Here is a 19,685-nt window from a genome sequence, read left to right as displayed (position 1 = left end):
AACCTCGTTCTCAGGAGCGGGTGGTGAGCGAGCGGAGGAAGAAGGCGACGTTGGCCGGGCGCTCGGCCAGCCGGCGCATGAAGTACCCGTACCAGTCGGCGCCGTAGGGCACGTAGGCCCGGACCCGGGTGCCGGCGGCGGCCAGCCGGCGCTGCTCGTCGGGGCGGATGCCGTAGAGCATCTGCACCTCCCAGGTGTCCGCGGCCCGCGAGTGCTGCGCCGCCAGCTCGTGCGCCCGCTGCACCATCGCCGGGTCGTGCGAGCCGACCATGGGGTACCCCGGCCCGCTCATCAGGATCTCCAGGCAGCGGGCGTACGCGGCGTCGACGTCCTTCCGGCTCCGGTGGGCGACGGTCTCGGGTTCGTCGTAGGCGCCCTTCACCAGCCGCACCCGGGAGCCGCTCACCGCGAGCGCCTTGGCGTCGTCCTCCGTGCGGTGGAGCATCGACTGCAGGACGGCGCCGGTCTGCGGGTGCTCCTTGCGCAGCTCGGCGACCGTGGCCAGGGTGGCGTCGACGGTGCGGTGGTCCTCCATGTCGAGGGTGACCGTCGTACCGGCGGCCGAGGCCGCCTCGACGACCGGGCGGACCAGCTCGAGGGCGAGGTCGTGCCCGTCGGGCAGCGCCTGGCCGAATGCCGACAGCTTCACCGAGACCTCGGCGGCGGGTCCGAGGCCGAGCGGGGCCAGCGCCTCGAGCGCGGCGAGGTAGGCGTCCCGGGTGCGCCGCGCCTGGGCCCGGTCGGTGACGTCCTCGCCGAGGTGGTCGAGGGTCACCGCGATCCCGTCGGAGGTCAGCGAGCGGACGGCGGCCAGCGCGTCGTCCAGGGACTCCCCGGCCACGAACCGGTCGACCACCCGGCGGGTGGCCGGGGTGCCGGTGACCGCCCGCCGCAGGGCGGGCCGGCGGGAGGCGGCGAGCAGGGCCTTGGAGAGCAGCACGGGACCTCCCCGGGTGCGGACGACGCCGACACGCAGAACGCTAGGCACCTCCCCCCGTCCGGGCCAGGGACAGCTGTCCGGACTTCCGGGATCTGCTCTCACCCCTGTATGAGGAGCTTTTCCGCGGAAACTCCGGGGTGGGTTTCCGCGGAAAGTCGACCGGTGTCCCGCGTGCTCGCGGCGCCGGCCACCCTCGAGGACGCCGGCTTCACGCTGTCACCGCCCCTGATTTCCGGCCGTCGCCTACGCTCGTACGGATGGCTGCGGGAGAGACGGGTGCGCACCGGGACCACCGCAGCGGGGACGACGACGTGCTGCGCGTGCTGCGCACCGGGACCGCCGAGGAGCACCGGACCCTCGAGGACACCCTGGACCTGCTCGACCCGGAGCTGAACCGCGACCGGCTCGCCCTGGTGCTCGGGCTGATGCACGGCTTCTGGACGGCGGCCGAGGCGGGCCTGGACGAGTGGGCCGCCCGCCGCCCCGCCGACGCCCGCACGGTCGGCTGGGCCCGCCGGCGCCGGGCCGGGCTGTTCGCCGCGGACCTCGCCGCGCTGGACGCCCCCGCGACGGTGGCAACGCCCGCGCTGCCCGCCGTCGGCGGCACGGACGAGGCCTTGGGCCGGCTCTACGTGCTGGAGGGCTCCACCCTCGGCGGCACCTTCATCGACCGGCACCTGGCCGGCCTGCCCGGCCTGGCCGGCGTGCGCATCCGCGCCTTCTCGCCGTACGGGCCGGAGACCGGCGCCATGTGGGCGGCCTACCGCCGGGTCGTCCGGGCGCACGTGGCGGCCGGCGGCGACGTCGAGCGCGTCCTCGCTTCCGCCCGCGACACCTTCCGGGAGCTCGCCGCGTGGTGCCGGCCCGCCGGACGCGTCCAGGGGGCGCACGCGTGACCGACCTCGATCGCGGCATCGAGTTCCTGGATCCGGGGGCTCCGGTCGACCTCACCAACTGCGAGCGCGAACCCATCCACATCCCGGGCCGCATCCAGCCGCGCGGCGTCCTCATCGCGGTCAGCGATCCCGACTGGCTGGTCCAGCAGGTGTCGGAGAACCTCGCCGACCTCACCGGCGTGCCCTGGCAGCAGGCGCTCGGCCGACCGCTGTCCGACGTGCTGGGCGGGCCGGCCGCCGACGCGGTGGTCCGGTCGGCGAGCGCCTTCGGCGACCTCCGGGAGCGCAACCCGGTGGAGATCGCCCTGACCGTCGACGGCCGGCCCGTGCCGGTCGACGCCCTGCTGCACCGGGCGGTCATCCAGCCCGGCCGGGCGGAGCCCGACGAGCACGGCGAGCCGGCCGCCGACCCGCCGCTCACCAGCCTGGTGGTGGAACTCGAGCCCGCGTACGGCCCGCGGCCGTTCTCCTTCCCGAACACCTACCAGGCGGTGCGCGGCACGATCGGCGAGCTCGACCGGGCCACCAGCCTGCAGGAGCTCTACGACATCACCGCCCGGGCCGTGCGCACCCTCACCGGCTTCGACCGGGTGATGGTCTACCGCTACGACGCCGACTTCAACGGCGAGGTCGTGGCGGAGGGGAAGGCACCGCGGCTCAACTCGTTCCTGGGCCTGCACTACCCGGCATCGGACATCCCCGCGCAGGCGCGGGCGCTGTACGAGAAGAACTGGATCCGGCTGATCTCCGACGTCGGGTACACGCCGGTGCCGCTGCAGCCGGTCGACCACCCGGTCAGCGGCCGCCCGCTGGACCTCACCTACTCCGCCCTGCGCAGCGTCTCGCCGATCCACGTCGAGTACCTGCACAACATGGGCGTGCACGCCTCGATGTCCATCTCGCTACTGCGCGGGGACAAGCTGTGGGGGCTCATCGCCTGCCACCACTACAGCGGTCCGCACGCCCCGCCGTACGCCACCCGCGCCGCGGCGGAGTTCCTGGGCTCGACGCTGTCGGTGCGGCTCATCGACCGGGCGCAGGAGGACGAGTTCGACCGCGCCCTGCGGGCGCGGTCGACGCTGGCGTGGCTGACCGCTGCGGCCATGGACGAGGACCGGCCGCTCACCGACACGGTGCTGGGTTCGCCCAACCTGCTGGACCTGCTGGACGCCGACGGCGTCGTGGTGCACCTGCAGGGCAACCGGGGCGCCGCCGGGGCCGCGCTCCCCCCGGGCGTGGCAGACCGGATCGCCGAGTGGGCCGCCTCCCGGGGACAGGACGTCGTCGCCACCGACGCGCTGGCGGTGGAGGCGCGCGCGGTCCGGCTGACGGAGCAGACCGCCGGCGTGCTGGTGCTCCCGCTGCCGGAGGGCCAGTACGTCCTCTGGTTCCGCGGCGAGGCGGTGCGGCACATCGACTGGGGCGGCGATCCGCACAACAAGGCGATCGCCGAGCGCGAAGGCAACGGGGTCCGGCTCAGCCCGCGCAAGTCCTTCGAGCGGTGGCGGGAGACCGTCCGCGGCCGGTCGGAGCCGTGGACGACGCAGGAGCTCGCCGAGGCCACCGAGCTTCGCACCCACCTCCTGGAGGCCCTGTACGCCCGCTCGCGCAGCATCGTGCGGGCCGCGGAGACGCTGCAGCGCAGCCTGCTGGTGGACCCGCCCGAGCCCGACCACCTCGACGTCGCGGTCCGGTACGTGCCCGCGGGGCGCGAGGCCCAGGTCGGGGGCGACTGGTACGACGTCTTCCAGCAGCCGGACGGCTCGACCGTGCTCGTCATCGGCGACGTGGTGGGGCACGACACGGAGGCCGCGGCCACCATGGCGCAGCTGCGCGGTCTGCTGCGCGGGATCGCCTACGACGACTCCTCGGGTCCCGCCGCCGTCCTCGCCCGGCTGGACGCCGCGATCGAGGGGCTGGACCTCGGCGCGATGGCGACGGTGCTCGTCGGCCGGCTCGACCCTCCCGGCGACGACCACGCCGGGGAGGGCCACGCCGGGGACGGGCGGCCCGGCGGCGTCCGGCTGCGGTGGGCCAGCGCCGGGCACCTGCCCCCGCTGGTCGTCGCGCCCGACGGCACCCAGCAGCTGCTCGTGCCCGACCGCGCCGGCCTGCTCCTCGGCGTGGACCCCACCCGGCCGCGCGGCGAGCACACGACGGTCATCGCGCCCGGCTCGACGCTGCTGCTCTACACCGACGGGCTGGTCGAGCGCCGGGACCAGGTGTTCGACGACGGCGTCGAGCTCCTCGGCCGGGCGCTGGCCGAGCTGCGCGACCTGCCGGTCGCCGTGATGTGCGACCGGCTGATCGACCGGCTGCTGCCCGAGGGCGCGGAGGACGACGTCGCGCTGGTCGCCGTCCGGCTGCGCCCGCGGGAGCCCTGACCCGGCTGCCGCGTCAGCCGGGCTCGGTGAACCGGGGCGTCAGCCCGTCGTCGGGCGGGCCGCCCTCGGCCGGGAGCGGCGCCTCGTCCTCGGCCGCCCGCACGACGGGGGCCGTCTCCTCCGGGGAACCGGGACCGGCCGCCCGGCCGTCCCGCTCCAGCGCGGCGAGCAGCCGCTCCTCGTCGGGGGCGAGATCACCCGGGCCGAGGTGCCCACCGGGCTCGCCGGCGTCGGAGCCGGAGGCCATCGCGGTGTCCGGGGTCGGGTCGTCCGGCGCGTTCACTCGGCTGTTCCTCATGACCGGTCAGCGGGGGAAGTTGGGCTCGAGCCGGGGCACGATCTGCATCTCCGGGATGAACGCGGCCGGGTGCAGCAGGAGCAGGGTGCGGATCGCCTCGGCGACCGCCGACGGCGGCATCATCAGGTGCCCGGGGATCCCCCACTGCTCCATCATCGGGGTGTCCATCGCGGCCGGGATGACGCTCTGCACGCGGCAGGGGAACGGGCGCTCGCTGCCGTCGTCGAGGCGGACCGCCTTCTCCCGCACCTCCCGCTGGATGCACTTGGTGGCGTTGAGGAAGCCGGCCTTGGAGCCGTTGTAGGCGATCGCGCCGCTGCCGGAGGTGATCGCCGACAGCGAGACGACGTGCACCACGTCGGCGGTGCGCCCCTCCGGCAGGTGCTGCACCCGCTTCATGAACTCGCTGGTGAGGAAGATCGGGCCCTCGCAGTTGACCGCCTGCACCCGCTGGTAGTCGGCGAGGTCGATGTCGGTGATGTAGCCCGGACGGTCGATGCCCGCGACGTTGACCAGCACGTCGAACGCGTCGCCGTGCCGGTCGAACAGGTCGGCGACGACGGCGCGCCGGCTCTCGTCCTGGGTGACGTCGAGGCCCACCACCTCGGCCGAGCCCCCGGCCGCGTTCACCCGGGACAGGGTCTCCTCGCTGCCGGCGGCGTCGATGTCCGCGACCACCACGTGCGCACCGGCCTCGGCCAGGATCAGCGCGGTGGCCCGGCCGAGGCCGCTCGCCCCACCCGTCACGAGTGCGACCCGGCCCTTCAGCGACGTCTCCATGCAGCCCTCCGTCGTCCGTGCGTGTCCGTCGCCGACAGCCTCGCCGAAGATCGCAGGGGCCGCAGGTCGGGCGGCCGGAGCCGGGTCAGACGCGGTGCAGCCCGGCCTCCTCGATCAGCCTGGCCTGCTCCCGGCACCACGGCGACCAGGCATCCCCCTCGGTCTCCTGGCGACGGCGGAACGCGGCCCAGTCGAGCAGTTCCCACTCCCCCACCTCGCTCGGCTCCGGCGCCGGCTCACCGGCGAAGCGACCGACGTAGACCGGGCAGACCTCGTTCTCCACGACGCCGCGGAACTCCGCCCGGTACCGGTACCCGGGCAGCGCCGGGCGCACGTCGGCGACCTGCAGGCCGAGTTCGAAGCCGGCCCGCCGCGCGATCGCCGTGCCGTCGTCCTCCCCCGGGCCGGGGTGCCCGCACACGGTGTTGGTCCACATGCCGGGGAACGTCGCCTTGTCCTCGGCCCGGCGGGTGACCAGCAGGCGGCCCGCGTCGTCGAACAGGTAGGCGGAGAACGCCCGGTGCAGCGGGGTCTCCCCGTGGTGCACCTGCGGCTTGGGCAGCGTGCCGATCTCCCGCCCGTCGTCGTCGACCAGCACGATGAGCTCGACAGGAGGCGCAGTCACCGCACCATGGTCCCCGATCGACGCGGGCACCGCCTCCTTGTGTGCGCGGGAACCGGGCGGGGAAGAGGCGTCGGGTGGACAGCTTTCGCCGGAACGGCCTGACCTTCGACGTGCGGGACGCCGGACCCACCGACGGGGAGCCCGTCGTCCTGCTGCACGGCTTCCCGCAGGACTCCACCGCCTGGGACCGCGTGGCACCCGCGCTCCACCAGCACGGGCTGCGCACCCTGGCCCCCGATCAGCGCGGCTACTCGCCCATGGCGCGGCCGCGCGGGCGGGCGCACTACCGGCTGCGCGAGACGACCGACGACGTCCTCGCGCTGCTCGACGCCGCCGGGCTGGACTCCGCGCACGTGGTGGGCCACGACTGGGGCGGCATCGTCGGCTGGGCGCTCGGCGCCTGGCACCCGGACCGGGTGCGCACGCTGACCGCGCTCTCGGTGCCGCACCCGGGGGCGATGGCCCGCGCGATGGTGACCAGCGACCAGGCGCTCCGGTCCTACTACGTGGGGCTGTTCCAGCTGCCCGTCGTGCCCGAGCAGCTGCTGCTCGCCGGCGACGGCGCGGCGCTGCGCCGGATGCTCGCCCACGGCGGCCTCCCCGACGACGCCGTCGACCGCTACGTGCGGCGGATGCGCGAGCCGGGTGCGCTCACCGCGGCGATCAACTGGTACCGCGCCCTGCCGTGGAGCGGGCGCGACCCGGTCGGGAAGGTCCGCGTGCCCACGCTGCACGTCTGGAGCACCGGCGACGCCTTCCTCGGTCGCGCGGCCACGGAGGACACCGCCCGCTTCGTCGACGCCGCCTACCGGCTCGAGGTCCTCGACGACGTGACGCACTGGATCCCCGAGCTCGCCGCCGAGCGCACCGCCGAGCTGGTCACCGCCCACGTCCGCGGCTGATCCGCGGCATTGCGAGACTGCACGGCATGACGGAGACGACGTCCCCGCTGACCCGCGCCCAGCGCCTCGACCGGCTGCCGTTCACCAACCAGCACGGTCGGCTGGTCGTCGGCTCCGGCATGGGCTGGGCCCTCGACGCGATGGACGTCGGGCTCATCTCGTTCGTGATGGCGGCGCTGATCGCGCAGTGGGACCTCTCGACCACCCAGGCGTCCTGGATCGGCTCCATCGGCTTCGTCGGCATGGCGATCGGCGCGACGCTGGGCGGCCTGCTGGCCGACCGGTTCGGCCGCCGCCAGGTGTTCGCGCTGACCCTGCTGGTCTTCGGGCTGGCCACGGGTGCGGCGGCGCTGTCCTGGTCGGTCGGGGCGCTGCTGGTGTTCCGGTTCCTCATCGGCCTGGGCCTGGGCGCCGAGCTGCCGGTCGCCAGCACCCTGGTCAGCGAGTTCGCGCCCGCCCGCGTGCGCGGCCGGGTGGTCGTGCTGCTCGAGGCGTTCTGGGCGGTGGGCTGGACCCTCGCCGCCCTGATCGGCTACTTCGTCGTCCCCCGCAGCGACGACGGCTGGCGGTGGGCGCTGGCCATCGGCGCGGTGCCCGCGCTGTACGCCGTCGTCGTCCGGCGCGGCCTGCCCGAGTCGGTGCGCTTCCTGGAGCTGCGCGGCCGCACCGAGGAGGCCGAGGCCACGGTGCGCCGCTTCGAGCGGGCCGCCGGGGTCGCACCGGTCGCGTCACCGGCACCCGAGCCGCCGGGGCCCCCGCCCGGACCCGGAGCCCTCTGGGCCGCCGCGACACGGATGCGCACGGCCGCCCTGTGGGTCGTCTGGTTCAGCATCAACTTCTCGTACTACGGCGCCTTCATCTGGCTGCCGACGCTGCTGTTCAACGACGGTTTCTCGCTGGTGAAGTCGTTCCAGTACACGCTGATCATCACGCTGGCCCAGCTGCCCGGGTACGCGGTGGCGGCCTTCCTGATCGAGAAGTGGGGCCGGCGGCCGACGCTGGCCACGTTCCTCGTCGGCTCGGCCGTCGGGGCCGGGCTGTTCGCCACCGCCGACGGCGACACGGCGGTCCTGGTCACCGGCATGGTGCTGTCGTTCTTCAACCTCGGTGCGTGGGGCGCCCTCTACGCGATCACGCCGGAGATCTACCCGACCGCGCTGCGGGCGACCGGCGCCGGAGCCGCGGCCGGGTTCGGCCGGCTGGCCTCGATCGCCGCGCCGCTCAGCGTGCCGCCGCTCGTCGCCGCCGGCGGCACCGGTCTGGTCTTCGGCACCTTCGCCGCCTTCTTCCTGCTCGGGGCGCTGGCCGCCTGGGGGTTGCCCGAGCGCCGCGGCCAGTCCCTCGAGGCGGCTCCCGATCCGGCGACGCCGGCGGCGCCCCGCCGGTGAGCGGCCCTCGCTCGCCGGTTGGCGCGGGACGGGCCGGGTAGCGCCAGGGCATGGCGCACTTCTCCCCCGGTCACCTCGCCGGCCGCACGGTCGCCGTCACCGGTGCCAGCGGCAACGTCGGCACCGCCCTGCTGCGCCGGCTCACCCGCCCCGAGGCGGGGCTGGCCGAGGTGCGCGGCCTCGCCCGCCGGCAGCCACCGGCGATCGCCCCCTACGACGGCGTCCGGTGGCACCTCGCCGACCTCGGCGAAGCGGCCTCCGAGGCCGAGCTCGCCGAGTTCCTGGACGGCGCCGACGCCGTCGTCCACCTCGCCTGGGCGCTGCAGCCCGGGCGGCAGCCCGACCGGCTGCGCCAGGTGAACGTGGCCGGCACCCGGCGGGTGGCCCGCGCGGCCGCCGCGGCCGGGGTCGACCAGTTCGTGCACATGAGCTCCATCGGCGCCTACGCCGGCGGAGCGCGCGGGCAGCGGGTCACCGAGGACTGGCCGACCACCGGCATCCCCAGCGCGCAGTACAGCCGGGACAAGTCCGAGGCCGAGCGGGTGGTCCGCGACGTGTTCGGCCGCCACCGGGACACCGCGCTGACCGTCGTCCGCCCCACGCTGGTGCTGCAGCCGGAGGCCGGCAGCGAGATCGGCCGCTACTTCCTGGGGCCGCTGCTGTTCGGCGCCGCCCGCATGCTGCCCGGCAGCATCGCCCGGCTGCTGCCGCTCCCGCTGCCCGCGCTGGCGATCGCCTTCGTGCACGCCGACGACGTCGCCGACGCCCTCGAGCGGATGCTCGACCGGCGCGCGCCCGGACCGTTCAACCTCGCCGCCGAGCCGGTGATGGACGCCGACGCCCTGGCCAAGGCCCTCGGCAGCGTGCGGGTGCCCACCCCGGCGGCCGTGCTGCGCGCCGGGCTGTCCGCCGCCTTCCACGCGCACCTGGTGCCCACCGAGCCGGGATGGCTGGACATCGGCACCCAGGTGCCGGCGCTGGACACCGCGCGGGCCCGCAAGCTGCTCGACTGGGGGCCCTTCCACACCGGGGACGACGTGCTGCGCCAGTTCGTCGCCGCCGTCGGCGACGGGGTGGGGGCGCCCGGTGCGCTGCTCCGCCCGGCCGGCGGGCCCTCGCTCGACCCGGGCGGCGACCCGGCCAACGCACCCGGCCCGCGGGCGAACTGACCGATCCGCCCGGCGCGCCGCCCAGCCGGGTGCGGGTGGCGGCCGGGCGGTCTCAGGAGCGGCTGGTCCAGGCGCCGACCGCGCGGTCCGTCGCGGCGAAGACGTCGGCGGCCCGCTCGGGGCGCAGCGCGACGAACAGGCCCTCGGCCTCGGCCAGCGTCGTCGCCGGGTCGTCGGCGGCGGCCAGCCGGGCGGTGGCGGTGGTCCGCCGGCCCTCGGTGGTGCCCAGCTCCGCCGTCGCCACCAGCGGCACGCCCAGCCGCACCGGCCGCCGGTAGGTGACCGTCAGCGTGGCCGTGAGCCCGCCGTGCCCGGCCGCCCGCACGGCGCGGGCGAGGACGTGGTCGAGCAGCGTGGCCACCACGCCCCCGTGCACCAGCCCGGGCGGCCCCTCGTGCGCCTTGCCGAGGGTGACCCGGCCGGTCGCCCGTCCGTCGGGGGTGCTCGACGCCTCGATCGGCGGCGCCACCGGATTGCCCGGCCCGTAGACCGGGCTGTACCAGCGCTCTCCCGTCGCCGGGTCGTCGACCGCGGCGATCTCGTGCAGCCCCCGGCCGTCGGCACGCAGCCGGCCGGCGAGCTGCCGGACGACGTCCGCGACGTCGGCCAGCTCGGCCGTCGGCACCTCGGTGAGCACCGCCGCGTCCACCAGCTCGCGCAGCGCCGACCCGAGGTCACCGACGGCGTCCCGCCGGACGTCGCGCTCCTGGACGGAGAGTTCCGGCCGCTCAGCCACGCGACATGCCGGCCTCGCGCAGCAGCGCGCCGCCGATGATGACGCGCTGCACCTCGCTGGTGCCCTCGTAGAGCCGGAAGAGGCGGGCGTCGCGGTAGAAGCGCTCGACCGGCGTCGTCCGCAGGTAGCCCATGCCCCCGTGCACCTGCACGGCCTTGTCGACGGCGCGGCCGACCATCTCGGTGCAGTAGAGCTTCGCCGACGACGGGCCGACGGAGGTGTCCTCGCCGGAGTCGTAGCGGGTGGCGACGTCGCGCACCAGGCTGCGGCCGGCGAGCAGCTCGGCGTGCATGTCGGCGAGCATCGCCTGCACCAGCTGGAAGCGGCCGATCGGCGCCCCGCCCTGCTTGGCGGTGGCCGCGTAGGCGACCGACTCGTCGAGCACCCGCTGGGCCATGCCGACGCAGAGGGCGGCGATGTGCAGCCGGCCGCGGGAGAGCACGGTGAGCGCCTTCGCGTAGCCGCGCCCCTCCTCGCCGATCAGCGCGTCGGCGGGCACGCGCACGTCGTCGAAGAACACCTCACTGGTCCAGGCGCCGGACTGGCCCATCTTCTTGTCCTTGGGCCCGACCGAGACCCCCGGCGTCGTCGTCTCCACGACGAAGCTGGAGATGCCGCGGCCGCCCTTCTGCTCCGGGTCGGTGCGGGCGAAGACGACGAACAGGTCGGCGATCGGCGCGTTCGTGATGTACCGCTTGCTGCCGTTGATGACCCACTCGTCGCCGTCGCGGCGGGCGCTGGTGCGCAGCCCGGCCGGGTCGGAGCCGGCCTCGGCCTCGGTGAGGGCGAAGGAGCCGATCAGCTCCCCGGCGGACAGGCCGGGCAGGTACTTCTTCTTCTGCTCGTCGCTGCCGAACCGGGCGATCACCTGCCCGGAGATGCCGTTGTTGGTGCCGAACAGCGAGCGGAACGCCGGCGTCGTGTAGCCGAACTCGAACGCCAGCTCGACGTCCTCGGTCATGGTGACGCCCAGCCCGCCGTGCTCCTCGGGCAGCGCGTAGCCGAACAGGCCCATCTCCGCGATCCGCGCGCGCAGCTCGTCGGGGATGCGGTCCTCGTCCTCGATCCGTTCCTCGAGCGGGATGACCTCCTCCCGCACGAGCTGACGAACGGCGGCCCTGACCTGACGGAAGTCCTCGGCGTCCATGGGGACATGCTGGCACGGGCCGCCGGCCCTGTGCCGCGCAGCGCGGAGCCCGGAGGGTTCCCGCTGCGCGGCACAGCGGCTCGGCGATGCCGGGACGGCACGTGGTCGCGGTGTCGTCCGGAGGACGACTACGCGATGGCGTCCAGGCGGGCCATGTCCTCGTCGGAGAGCGTCAGGCGCGCCGCACCCAGGTTCTCGGTGAGGTGGTCGACCGACTTGGTGCCCGGGATCGGGAGGATGACCGGCGACTTCTGCAGCAGCCAGGCCAGCGCCACCTGCGACGGGGTGGCGTCCAGCTCGCGGGCGATGTCGGCGACCGGGCTGTCCGGCGCGGCCAGGTTCCCGGTGGCGATCGGGAACCACGGGATGAAGGCGATGCCCTCGGCGGTCGCGTAGTCGAGCACGTCCTGGCTCTGCCGGGTCGTGAGGTTGTAGAGGTTCTGCACGCTGACGATCTCGGTGATCTCGCGGGCCGCCTTCAGCTGCTCCACCGACACCTCGGAGACGCCGATGTGCCGGACCTTGCCCTGCTCCTTGAGCTCGGCGAACGCGCCGAGCTGGTCGGCCAGCGGCACGTCGGTGTCGATCCGGTGCAGCTGGATGAGGTCGATCCGGTCGACCTTCAGGTGCCGCAGCGACAGCTCGACCTGCTGCTTGAGGTAGGCCGGGCGGCCCACCGGCGTCCAGACGTCGGGCCCCTGGCGGGTCAGCCCGGCCTTGGTGGCGATGACCAGCTGCTCCGGGTAGGGGTGCAGCGCCTCGGCGATGATCCGCTCGCTGATCTCCGGGCCGTAGGAGTCGGCGGTGTCGATGAAGTCGACGCCCTGCTCGACGGCGGCCTGCACCACCCGGACGGCGGCGGCGCGGTCGGCCGGCTCGCCCCACACCCCGGGGCCGGGGAGCTGCATGGCGCCGTAGCCGAGCCGGTGGACGGGCAGGTCCCCGCCGATGGAGAAGATCTCAGTGCTCTGCGCGGTGGTCATGCCGCTGGCCAGCGCGGAACACCGCGCGGGTGTTCCCGTCAGCGTGTTCGATGGTCGGCGTGGGCGAGGTTCTCGGTGGGCGGGTCGGGGAGATCGTCGTGCTGCGGCACGGGCAGACGGAGTGGAGCCGGACCGGCCAGCACACGGGGACCACCGACCTCCCGCTGCTGGCCGAGGGCGAGGACCAGGCCCGTGCGCTGCGCCCGGTCCTCGGGGAGCGGCGCTTCGTCGACGTCCGGACCAGCCCCCTGCTGCGGGCGCGCCGCACGGCGGAGCTCGCCGGGCTGCCGGCCACCGCCGTCGACCCCGACCTGGTGGAGCTCGACTACGGCGGCTACGAGGGGCGCACCACCGCCGAGATCAGCGCGGAGCTGGGCCGGGAATGGTCGATCTGGCGGGAGGGCACGGCCACCGCGGCGGCTCCCGGGGAGTCGCTGGCCGACGTCGGCCGGCGGGTGGACCGGGTGCTCGACCGCGCCCGCGCCCGCCTCGGCGAGGGCGACGTCGCCCTGGTCGCCCACGGGCACGTGCTGCGCGTGCTCACCGCGCGCTGGCTGGGGCTGGCCCCCGAGGCCGGCGCGCTGTTCGCGCTCCCCGCCGGCCGCTACGGCGTCCTCGGCCACGAGCACGGCCGCCCGGTGCTGACCGGCTGGGCCCTCGGCTGATCCGCACGCCCCCCGCCGCGACGACCGTTCGTGCACGAACGGTCCTGTCCGGGGCATGGAGACGACCGTTCGTGCACGAACGGCTCAGCGGATCGGCGTCAGACCGGCTGCCAGCGACCCTCCGGCTCCTCGGCCGGCGACTCGTGCCGGACGGGACGGCCGAACAGCCAGCCCTGACCCAGGTCGGCGCCGATCGCGGTGACCTCCTCGGCCAGCTGCTCGGTCTCGATGCCCTCGGCGACGACGACCGCCCCCAGCTGGTGGGCCAGATCGGTCACCGCCTTGAGCACGGTGCGGGCGCCGTCGTCGGGCAGCCCCTGCACCAGGCCCTTGTCCAGCTTCACCACCTCCGGGCGGACGGCGGCCAGCAGCGACAGGCTCGACCAGCCGGCGCCGACGTCGTCCAGCGCCACCCGCCAGCCGAGCGAGCGGTAGTGCTCGAGCACCGACACCAGGTGGCCGCGGTCGGCGATGGCGTGCGACTCCACCACCTCGAAGACGAGCTGCCGCGGGTCGATGCCCGTCTCGTGGGCGACGCGCTCGGTGCTGGCCAGGCACACCTGCGGCCGGTAGATCGAGGTGGGGTCGAAGTTGATGAACAGGTCGTCGTCACCCAGCCACGGCACCGATCCGGCGATCGCCGACTCCCGGCCGATCCGGTCGAGGCGGTGCAGCCAGCCGGCGGACTCGGCCACGAAGAACAGGTCGCCGCCGCCCACCTCGCGGCCGTCGACCAGCCCCCGCAGGAGCGCCTCGTGGGCGACGACGGAGCGGTCGGCCAGCGACACGATCGGCTGGTAGACCGACCAGAACTCGGCCTCGGCGAGGACGCCGACCTCGACGGTGACCCCGCGCCGGGCCAGCTCGACGGCGAGCGTCGGGGCGGTGAGCAGGCGAGCGGTGCGCGCCGTCTCGTCGGCCGGCGGGTCGGTCGCCACCCGCACCGCCTCGGTCTCGGCCGCGGTCAGCTCGCGGGCCAGCCGGTGGAACAGCCGCTCGAGCCCGCGACCGCCCCGGTCGTCGACCACGTCGACGAGCTGGGGCGCGGAGTTCACGGTGAGGCCGAGGGCCTTGGCGGTGCGGGCGACGTGGGGCAGCACGTGCCCGATCGAGGTGGCGAGCAGCGCCTGGCTCGCCCGCCCGGGCACCTCCCAGTGCCGGCGGCACCCGCAGACCTCACCGCAGATGGTTCCCACGGGTGCCAGGGTGACTCACCGGCACCGACGCGCGGGACAGGCGCGCGGCGGTATCGGAACCCACTTCCGGGGGTACTCGCAGGGGACACTCAGCTTCCTCACAACTTGAATGTCTAAGGTTTGCTCATGGCCGCTCTCCCCACCGCCGACGTCGTCCGTCCCAGCCGCGGCGGCCGTCCGCGCGATCCCAGCCGCGACGGCGTCATCCGCGCCGCGATCCTCCGACTGCTGGCCGACGTGGGCTACGGCGCGCTCACCATGGACGCGGTCGCAGCGGAGGCCGGTGTCGGCAAGGCGACCATCTACCGGCGCTGGCGCACCAAGCAGGACCTGGTCGTCGACACCATCTCCGACCTCAACCGCGACGATGCGCAGAGTCCCGACACCGGCTCCCTCGAGGGCGACCTGCGCCAGCTGCTGCACTCGATGGTGGCCCTGGTGAGCGGCCCCGCCGGGGCGGCGACCCAGGCGCTGCTCTCCTCGATGCCGCACCAGCCCGCGCTCGCCGCGGCTTTCCGCGCAGGCCCGCTCGCCATGTGGCAGAAGGCCTTCCACGACACGTGGGCGCGCGCCGAGCAGCGCGGCGAGCTGCCGCCGGGCCTGGTCGGCACACCGGTCACCGATGCCATCGGCGCTCCGCTCGTGCAGCGCTGGCTGGCCAGCGGTCAGCCGGTCGACGACGCCTACGCCGACTCGGTCGTCGACATGGTGGCACTGCCGCTGCTGCGGGCCCACGGCGCGACCGTCTGACCCGGGCCGCGAACCGGCCCTCCGCGGCTCACCAGCCGAGCGTGCCGGGCCCGCCCGTGACGGGCCCGGCCACCTCGTCGGTGACCCAGCCGCCGTAGCAGCCGCCCGGCTGGGGCCGCGCCTGCTCGCCGTCGACCAGCGCCCCGGTCCACCCTGCCCGGGGAGAACGCGACGGCCGAGCGGAGGTGCTCGTACCCCGGCACCGGGTCCTCCTAGCTAGGAGCAGGTGACACCGGGATGGCGGCGGCCGTCGACGACGACGTGCCGCCCGGTCAGCCGCGCCGGTTGCGGCCGAGGGCCTTGACCGGCTCCTGACCGGGCCGACCGGCTCGCGGCGCTCCGGGACTGTCGTTGCGGTGGCGCACCTTCTGGACGACGACCAGGGTGACCAGCAGCCCGACGGCGCCGATCGTGGCCTTGCCCGCCGGGGTCTGCAGGAACCGCTGCACGGCATCCCTGCCCTGCGCCTTCAGGCGGGTCGGGCTGCTCCGGTAGGCGATCTGGTCCAGGGTGGCGGCCAGCGACTCGCGGGCCGCATCGATCTCGAGCTGGATCTGTCGTGGGTCGCGGGGCACGGCGACAGCCTGCCAGACGCAGCGCAGGTCAGCGCGGTCACGGTCGTCGCGAGCACCCGACCGGGGTGCTCCTAGACTCCGGAGCCACGCGGGAGTGGTGTAACGGCAGCCACGCCAGACTTAGGATCTGGTGCCTTCGGGCGTGGGGGTTCGAGTCCCCCCTCCCGCACTGGGGCGTCTCCCCTGGCCAAAAGCCGAATGGCTCGCCGGGCCGCAAGTCACAGGGGCGTGCTTCGACGGTTTGAGCCAACGCCTGAGCCAACGTCGCTGTGGAAAGCGGTGCTCAAGCGTGCTCTGTCCATCCCCGTCTATCGGTGGCGGGTGCCTGCCTGAGCGCCTGCCCGTGGGTCAATCTGGGCGGGCGACAGGCACACCACGGCGTAAACGACACCCGCTCATCGAGCGGACGACTACCGCCGTGCATCCTCGGATGCGACTAGCCCTGATCGGCTGGCGTGAGCGTCGAGCGGAACCCTCATCACTTGAGTTCTTCGTCCGGCGCTCTTTACGTCGCGCGACACAACCCTCCCTTTCTCGGAGGATTTCCGTGCCCAGCACTCCCAAGCCAGCCCCACGGACCAGCTCTGGTCCGACAAAGAGACCGCCGCCTTCCTTGGTCTCTGTCGTGACCGTGCGCCGTGCGCGGTACGCCGGGACTACACGCCCGACAACTCGGACTGGGGTCATTCGGAGGCGGCAAGCCCCCCGCTCTCCCCGAGCCCTGGCACGCCTCCACGGCGGAAGGGACGGGTCGTCGAGCCGCCGACAAGCCAGCGCGGCCGGCGCGGGGTGACGACGCGCCTCCCCCACCGCGCTATGCGCCCACGGCGTCCGGGCCGACCCCCGGCACCGCCGCTGAGCCGAACGGGACGTATCGGCGTCAGAGCACTTCGCGTCACCCGCCAGCAGCGTCGAACGCTGAACCTTCGGCGTCGACTTCTGTTGGCTGAACAGGTCCGCACACTCGGAGCCCCAGGAGGCCACGTGCACCACCACCCCACGCCCACCCGCGCCGACGTGCGCGGCACCATCCCGAACCAGACGGCCCGACAGGCCCCGGCCGGTGCCGGGCTCGGCCTCGCCGTTCTGGCTCAGCCCGGCGCTCGCCTGGCCCGCACACGGAGCGACGACTAATGCGCGGGGACGAGGCCCGCGTGGTTGATGCTTTCTGCCGAGCCCTGGAAGCCTCTTCCCGCTCTCCGCGACGCTGAACTACGCCCGGAAGCACGGGCTGATCCAGGCCACGACCTCCACGAAGCAAAGCCGCCATAGAGCCTGGCGCACGCCTTGGCCCACGACGAGTCCTGGTGGGAGCCGTTCAAGGCGAGAAGGGAGGGTGCCCCGGGGATGAGCCGCCAAGCTTCCCCGGGGCACCCGGTCTGGAACGGACGCTCGCGAGGGCGGCAGCTAACCTCCCGGGTATCCGGCTCGTGGACCTAGCTGGCCCGCTATTCGTCACGCTGGGCGAACCGCACCGGCAGCCCCAGGCGGTGCGCCACGCGCTCCCGAGTCGTCAGGCCGCCCCACATGCCTGCGCGACTACTCCAGACACTTCATGAGAGTCGGGGCCGACGAGACGATGATCTTCACCGCCCAGTCGATCCGGAAGATGAAGTTGCCGGGGCTGTATGTGGGGGGCGGACAAGTGCTCTCGATGCCCGGTCGCCATTGGGCTGTGCTGGGCTGCGAAAACGGGGCCGACTACAAGATGACCAGCGACTTGGAATCGACGCTGTGCTGCCAAGCCTGCTCGTACCGCATGTTCGAGGCGGGAATGCGGGAATGCTTCTCCCGCCACCGACGACCGTACAGGTCATCACCCACGCATGTCCGACCGCAGTGAGACGCTGCGGTCATGGCAGATGCACTCACGGTCGCGAAGGAGTTGTGCGGCCCACCGGCCGATGCCGACGAAGCGCAGGCGACGTTGCCGCGCGAATCCGGTCTCTACGCCTGGTGGGCTGGGCCGGGCACGCTCCCCGGAGTTTCCGGCCCCGCACATCCGTCCGTCGACGGACTGGAACTGCTCTACATCGGATTGGCGACGAACCTGCGCACCAGGGTCGGCCGGAACCATCTCCGAGGGCCGACCGGGTCCTCTACCCTGCGCCGCGCCCTGGTCGCGCTGCTCATGCCGTCCGAGGGTTACCGAACCCGGTGGACAACGGATCGCGTCGTCCCCATCGACGCAGACGAAGCGCGGCTGTCCGAATGGATGCGCGCGCACCTGCGGGTGACGTGGGCGACCCACGCGGAGCCGAAGGCCGTCGAGGCGGCCGTCATCGCTGAGCTTGCCCCGCCGCTCAACCAGCGGGACAACAAGGCGCACCCGCTGTACGAGACGATCAGGGCCGCGCGGGCTGCCTACCGGGCGTCGGCCGGGCCGGGACCGCAGGCCACCGACTGAGCCACGTCCCGCCCAGGTCCGAGCCAATATTTGGGCCAATGAGCCACGGCGATCAGAGGTGATCAGCGGCTGTCTGGCCGGACATCGAGCCGCGCCGTCTTTGCAGCTCAGAGCCCGAATCCCCAACTCATCGGCATGACTCCTGGCGTCGCCCGAGCATCCTTAGGATCTGGTGCATTCGGGCGTGGGGGTTGGAGTCCCCCCCTCCCGCACGATCCGGCGCGGACGTCAGAGCGCGCTGGCGAGCAGGCCGAGACCCAGGGCGGCCATGACGACGGCGATGCCGGCGTCGAGGACCCGCCACGCCGCCGGGCGGGCGAACAGCGGGCGGAGCAGGCGCGCGCCGTAGCCGAGCGCGCTGAACCACAGCAGGCTGCCGACGACGGCGCCCGCGGCGAACCACCAGCGCCCGCCACCGTGGCTGTCGGCCACGGACCCCAGCAGGAGCACCGTGTCCAGGTACACGTGCGGGTTGAGCCAGGTCAGCGCCACGCACGTCACCACGGTGGCCAGCAGCCCGTTGCGGGTGCCGCCGGCATCGACGTCGAACGACGACGGGCGCAGCGCACGTCTGGCCGCCAGGGCCGCGTAGCCGAGGAGGAAGGCGGCGCCGCCCAGGCGGATGGCGGTGATCGCGTCGGGCAGGCGGGCGCTCAGCCAGGAGTTGCCGGCCACCCCGAGGAGGATGAGGACCGCGTCGGAGACCGCGCACACCGCCACGACCACGGTCACGTGCTCGACGCGCAGGCCCTGCCGGAGCACGAAGGCGTTCTGCGCACCGATGGCCACGATCAGCGAGAGGCCCATCCCGAGCCCGGTCACCGCGGCCAGCAGTCCTGTCGTCACGCGGACCACGCTAGGAGCGTGCCGCTGAACAATCGAGCTCATCTTTCTGCTGGCGCATTAGCGTTGCTTCATGGATGTCGACCTGGGGCAGCTCCGGACACTCGTCGCGGTGATCGACGAGGGCTCGCTGGAGGCGGCCGCGCGTCGGCTGCACGTCACGCCGTCCGCGGTCTCCCAGCGGCTGCGCGCGCTGGAGGTGGCCGCCGGCCGCGTCCTGGTGCAGCGCGGGCGGCCGGCGACCGTGACGGCCGCCGGGGAGCCGGTGCTGCGGCTGGCCCGCCAGGTCGGGCTGCTGGTCGACGACACCAGCCGGCACCTCGATCCGGCCTCCCCCGGCCGGCCACCGCTCGTGCCGATCGCGGTCAACGCCGACTCCCTGGCCACCTGGGCCCTGCCGGCGCTGGCCCCGCTGGCCGGCGAGATCCGCTTCGACCTGCACAGCTCGGACCAGACGCACACCAGCGCGCTGCTGCGGGCGGGCACCGTGATGGGCGCGGTCACCTCCGACGCGGAGCCGGTCGCCGGCTGCCGGGTGACGCCGCTCGGCCGGATGAGCTACCTGCCCTGCGCCGCACCCGGCTTCGCCGACCGCTGGTTCCCGGACGGCCCCGACGCCGCCGCCCTGCAGCGGGCCCCCGTCGTCGTGTTCGACCGCCGCGACGACCTCCAGCACGCCTACCTGCGCCAACACCTCGCGGCGGCGGACCCGCCGATCCACTACGTCCCCTCCTCGGCGGACTTCGTCACCGCCGTCGCGATCGGCTTCGGCTGGGGCATGCTGCCGGAGCTCCAGCAAGCGGACGACCGCTCCGGACCGTCCGCCGGGAGCGGCCCCGCGGTTCCGTCGTTCGACCCGGCCGGCGCCGTCGACGTCCACCTGTACTGGCAGCAGTGGCGGCTGGAGTCCGGCCCGCTGGACCGGGTCGCCCGCGCACTGGTCGACGCCGCGCACGCCCGGCTCCGCCCGTCGCAGTAGGAGCCCCCGGCCCGGCACCTCC

The 19,685-nt window shown here is 74.2% G+C and carries 19 protein-coding genes and 1 tRNA gene; 10 read left to right on the top strand and 10 right to left on the bottom strand.

Going from position 1 to position 19,685, the window contains the following annotated elements:
- Positions 1-10: 10 nt before the first annotated feature.
- Positions 11-940 carry a proline dehydrogenase family protein gene (locus tag ACI790_RS04255; RefSeq protein WP_456568536.1) on the bottom strand — a complete coding sequence of 310 codons (930 nt, stop codon included), beginning with the start codon at positions 938-940 and terminating at the stop codon, positions 11-13.
- Positions 941-1,197: 257 nt separating this feature from the next.
- On the opposite strand from ACI790_RS04255, the gene ACI790_RS04250 reads away from it, so the two are divergent.
- Both ACI790_RS04250 and ACI790_RS04245 read left to right on the top strand, forming a co-directional pair.
- Positions 1,198-1,836, top strand: coding sequence for a biliverdin-producing heme oxygenase (locus ACI790_RS04250; RefSeq protein WP_456568535.1), 639 nt, complete (start codon positions 1,198-1,200; stop codon positions 1,834-1,836).
- A complete protein-coding gene (locus ACI790_RS04245; protein WP_456568534.1) occupies positions 1,833-4,220 on the top strand; it encodes a SpoIIE family protein phosphatase in 2,388 nt (795 codons plus the stop codon). The genes ACI790_RS04250 and ACI790_RS04245 overlap by 4 nt, the downstream gene beginning before the upstream one ends.
- 13 nt (positions 4,221-4,233) lie before the next feature.
- Here the strand turns inward: ACI790_RS04245 and ACI790_RS04240 are convergent, their stop codons facing one another.
- The 3 genes from ACI790_RS04240 to idi all read right to left on the bottom strand — a co-directional run bounded on the left by ACI790_RS04240 (position 4,234) and on the right by idi (position 5,923).
- Complete coding sequence (locus tag ACI790_RS04240) at positions 4,234-4,503, bottom strand: hypothetical protein (protein WP_456568533.1); 270 nt, start codon at positions 4,501-4,503, stop codon at positions 4,234-4,236.
- Between the two features lie 21 nt (positions 4,504-4,524).
- Complete coding sequence (locus ACI790_RS04235; RefSeq protein WP_456568532.1) at positions 4,525-5,298, bottom strand: SDR family NAD(P)-dependent oxidoreductase; 774 nt, start codon at positions 5,296-5,298, stop codon at positions 4,525-4,527.
- An 85-nt stretch (positions 5,299-5,383) separates the two neighbouring features.
- On the bottom strand, positions 5,384-5,923 hold the full coding sequence (gene idi, locus ACI790_RS04230) for an isopentenyl-diphosphate Delta-isomerase (RefSeq protein WP_456568531.1): 540 nt from the start codon (positions 5,921-5,923) through the stop codon (positions 5,384-5,386).
- 74 nt (positions 5,924-5,997) lie between these two features.
- On the opposite strand from idi, the gene ACI790_RS04225 reads away from it, so the two are divergent.
- From ACI790_RS04225 to ACI790_RS04215, 3 genes are read left to right on the top strand one after another with little or no spacing between them, the layout of a single operon-like run.
- Complete coding sequence (locus ACI790_RS04225; protein ID WP_456568530.1) at positions 5,998-6,825, top strand: alpha/beta fold hydrolase; 828 nt, start codon at positions 5,998-6,000, stop codon at positions 6,823-6,825.
- Between the two features lie 26 nt (positions 6,826-6,851).
- Positions 6,852-8,213, top strand: a complete 1,362-nt coding sequence (locus ACI790_RS04220) for an MFS transporter (RefSeq protein WP_456568529.1) — start codon at positions 6,852-6,854, stop codon at positions 8,211-8,213.
- Positions 8,214-8,263: 50 nt separating this feature from the next.
- Positions 8,264-9,382 (top strand): NAD-dependent epimerase/dehydratase family protein, encoded by a 1,119-nt coding sequence (locus tag ACI790_RS04215; RefSeq protein WP_456568528.1) that lies wholly within the window; start codon positions 8,264-8,266, stop codon positions 9,380-9,382.
- A 52-nt stretch (positions 9,383-9,434) separates the two neighbouring features.
- On the opposite strand, the gene ACI790_RS04210 is transcribed toward ACI790_RS04215, so the two are convergent.
- From ACI790_RS04210 to ACI790_RS04200, 3 genes are all read right to left on the bottom strand, one after another.
- Positions 9,435-10,118: a PaaI family thioesterase gene (locus ACI790_RS04210; RefSeq protein ID WP_456568527.1), complete on the bottom strand. Its 684-nt coding sequence runs from the start codon at positions 10,116-10,118 to the stop codon at positions 9,435-9,437.
- On the bottom strand, positions 10,111-11,265 hold the full coding sequence (locus tag ACI790_RS04205) for an acyl-CoA dehydrogenase family protein (RefSeq protein ID WP_456568526.1): 1,155 nt from the start codon (positions 11,263-11,265) through the stop codon (positions 10,111-10,113). The genes ACI790_RS04210 and ACI790_RS04205 overlap by 8 nt, the downstream gene beginning before the upstream one ends.
- 128 nt (positions 11,266-11,393) lie before the next feature.
- Complete coding sequence (locus tag ACI790_RS04200) at positions 11,394-12,248, bottom strand: aldo/keto reductase (protein WP_456568525.1); 855 nt, start codon at positions 12,246-12,248, stop codon at positions 11,394-11,396.
- A 59-nt stretch (positions 12,249-12,307) separates the two neighbouring features.
- Between ACI790_RS04200 and ACI790_RS04195 the strand changes: the two genes are divergently transcribed.
- Complete coding sequence (locus tag ACI790_RS04195; protein WP_456568524.1) at positions 12,308-12,913, top strand: histidine phosphatase family protein; 606 nt, start codon at positions 12,308-12,310, stop codon at positions 12,911-12,913.
- Between the two features lie 98 nt (positions 12,914-13,011).
- Here the strand turns inward: ACI790_RS04195 and ACI790_RS04190 are convergent, their stop codons facing one another.
- Positions 13,012-14,109 carry an EAL domain-containing protein gene (locus tag ACI790_RS04190; protein ID WP_456568523.1) on the bottom strand — a complete coding sequence of 366 codons (1,098 nt, stop codon included), beginning with the start codon at positions 14,107-14,109 and terminating at the stop codon, positions 13,012-13,014.
- 126 nt (positions 14,110-14,235) lie between these two features.
- On the opposite strand from ACI790_RS04190, the gene ACI790_RS04185 reads away from it, so the two are divergent.
- The gene (locus ACI790_RS04185; RefSeq protein ID WP_456568522.1) at positions 14,236-14,859 is read left to right on the top strand and encodes a TetR/AcrR family transcriptional regulator; all 624 of its coding nucleotides are present in this window, start codon (positions 14,236-14,238) and stop codon (positions 14,857-14,859) included.
- A 272-nt stretch (positions 14,860-15,131) separates the two neighbouring features.
- Here the strand turns inward: ACI790_RS04185 and ACI790_RS04180 are convergent, their stop codons facing one another.
- On the bottom strand, positions 15,132-15,434 hold the full coding sequence (locus ACI790_RS04180; protein WP_456568521.1) for a DUF3618 domain-containing protein: 303 nt from the start codon (positions 15,432-15,434) through the stop codon (positions 15,132-15,134).
- An 88-nt stretch (positions 15,435-15,522) separates the two neighbouring features.
- Between ACI790_RS04180 and ACI790_RS04175 the strand changes: the two genes are divergently transcribed.
- Positions 15,523-15,603, top strand: a tRNA-Leu gene (locus tag ACI790_RS04175).
- Positions 15,604-17,289: 1,686 nt separating this feature from the next.
- Positions 17,290-17,841 (top strand): GIY-YIG nuclease family protein, encoded by a 552-nt coding sequence (locus ACI790_RS04170; protein WP_456568520.1) that lies wholly within the window; start codon positions 17,290-17,292, stop codon positions 17,839-17,841.
- Between the two features lie 228 nt (positions 17,842-18,069).
- Here ACI790_RS04170 and ACI790_RS04165 read toward each other — a convergent pair whose 3' ends face one another.
- Entirely contained in the window at positions 18,070-18,687 is a 618-nt protein-coding gene (locus tag ACI790_RS04165; RefSeq protein WP_456568519.1) for a LysE/ArgO family amino acid transporter, read from the bottom strand.
- A gap of 70 nt (positions 18,688-18,757) precedes the next feature.
- On the opposite strand from ACI790_RS04165, the gene ACI790_RS04160 reads away from it, so the two are divergent.
- Entirely contained in the window at positions 18,758-19,663 is a 906-nt protein-coding gene (locus ACI790_RS04160; protein WP_456568518.1) for a LysR family transcriptional regulator ArgP, read from the top strand.
- Positions 19,664-19,685 lie beyond the last annotated feature (22 nt).

It is taken from the genome of Blastococcus sp. SYSU DS0539 (assembly GCF_054050855.1).
Note: the sequence above shows the minus strand (reverse complement) of the source record. Positions and strands in the feature narration are given on the sequence as shown.

Excerpts from the sequence above, each read along its gene's own strand:
- ACI790_RS04250 (WP_456568535.1), top strand. The coding sequence starts at position 1,198 with ATGGCTGCGGGAGAGACGGGTGCGCACCGGGACCACCGCAGCGGGGAC.
- ACI790_RS04235 (WP_456568532.1), bottom strand. The coding sequence starts at position 5,298 with ATGGAGACGTCGCTGAAGGGCCGGGTCGCACTCGTGACGGGTGGGGCG.
- ACI790_RS04220 (WP_456568529.1), top strand. The coding sequence starts at position 6,852 with ATGACGGAGACGACGTCCCCGCTGACCCGCGCCCAGCGCCTCGACCGG.
- ACI790_RS04215 (WP_456568528.1), top strand. The coding sequence starts at position 8,264 with ATGGCGCACTTCTCCCCCGGTCACCTCGCCGGCCGCACGGTCGCCGTC.
- ACI790_RS04205 (WP_456568526.1), bottom strand. The coding sequence starts at position 11,265 with ATGGACGCCGAGGACTTCCGTCAGGTCAGGGCCGCCGTTCGTCAGCTC.
- ACI790_RS04200 (WP_456568525.1), bottom strand. The coding sequence starts at position 12,248 with ATGACCACCGCGCAGAGCACTGAGATCTTCTCCATCGGCGGGGACCTG.
- ACI790_RS04185 (WP_456568522.1), top strand. The coding sequence starts at position 14,236 with ATGGCCGCTCTCCCCACCGCCGACGTCGTCCGTCCCAGCCGCGGCGGC.
- ACI790_RS04170 (WP_456568520.1), top strand. The coding sequence starts at position 17,290 with ATGGCAGATGCACTCACGGTCGCGAAGGAGTTGTGCGGCCCACCGGCC.
- ACI790_RS04160 (WP_456568518.1), top strand. The coding sequence starts at position 18,758 with ATGGATGTCGACCTGGGGCAGCTCCGGACACTCGTCGCGGTGATCGAC.